Source organism: Candidatus Halocynthiibacter alkanivorans, assembly GCF_003333265.1.
In the GTDB taxonomy this organism is placed as follows: Bacteria; Pseudomonadota; Alphaproteobacteria; order Rhodobacterales; family Rhodobacteraceae; genus Halocyntiibacter_A; species Halocyntiibacter_A alkanivorans.
Window position 1 is genome coordinate 1 of record NZ_QOLB01000063.1, and the last position, 1,121, is coordinate 1,121.

A 1,121-nucleotide genomic window follows, 5' to 3' on the forward strand; every position below is an offset into this window, starting at 1 on the left:
GCTTCTCTGTCACAAGCATGTTCGAGGGCAAGATATTGAACGCCCCGACACAGACCGACTTTGACCGGCTGGGCGTCGTTGTTGAACACATCGAACGGATCATCCAGCAATTGGACACACGACCCAAGCCACAGTCCGTGCGAACCGCTGTCGTCGAGGTGCTGCGCCTTGAAACCTCTCGGGTGCTTGAAACTACAGGCAGCGCCTTTGACCCGTCCCGCTACGACGCCATGGTGAACGGCATACTGGGGCAGTCGTCATGATCCCAGTTGAATTGGAACAGGCCATCACCGATCTGGCCGAACAATCCTTTGATGCGGCAGAGTTCCCATATGCGTTCCTTGAATCCTTCGGGAACAAAGCGACCACGATCAAAAAACTGCGCAAAGGGGCATCAAACAAGTCCGACATAGATGGCGTCCTTCAGGCGAACCACATCCACCTCAAGACCTGCGAAACTGGCCAGGTACCACAAACCCTGACCGCCCTGCGTGAGAGCAAAGCCACCGAGACCAAGCGTAACAAGGTACGTTTCCTTTTGGCCACCGATGGTGTGGCGTTCGAAGCCGAAGATCTGGTGACCGGTGATACCGTATCCTGCACCTACCAAGACTTCCCCAACCACTTCGTATTTTTCTGGCCACTGGCTGGGCTGAGTAAAACGAAACAACTCAGCGAAAGCGAGTTTGATGTACGGGCCACACTGCGCTTGAACAAACTCTACACCACGTTGCGGGCTGACAATCCCGAGTGGGGCACCGCTGGACGTAGCGCCGACATGAATCACTTCATGGCGCGGTTGATCTTCCTGTTCTTTGCCGAAGACACCGACATCCTGAATGGTGAGAACCTGTTCACCACCACGATACAACAGATGTCCAACGCCGACGGGTCCAACACCCATGAGGTGATCAGCGAACTGTTCCGTGCCATGGACACGCCCATCAAGGACCGTGCCACGGCGAACCTTCCCCGCTGGGCTGATACCTTTCCATACGTGAACGGCGGGCTGTTTTCAGGCCGTACTGACGTGCCACGGTTCAGCCGCATAGCGCAACGGTATCTGACACATATTGGCAATCTGAACTGGACCAAGATCAACCCGGACATCTTCGGGTCGA

Annotated in this window: 2 protein-coding genes; both read left to right on the forward strand. The window is 55.6% G+C overall.

Annotated features, from left to right (window positions below; all coding sequences use genetic code 11):
* Positions 1–263: hypothetical protein (locus DWA01_RS06045; RefSeq protein ID WP_235008439.1), on the forward strand; the 263-nt coding region annotated here is incomplete at its 5' end.
* The coding region (locus DWA01_RS06050; RefSeq protein WP_419186987.1) for a type IIL restriction-modification enzyme MmeI at positions 260–1,121 on the forward strand (862 nt) is incomplete at its 3' end. The genes DWA01_RS06045 and DWA01_RS06050, both read left to right, overlap by 4 nt.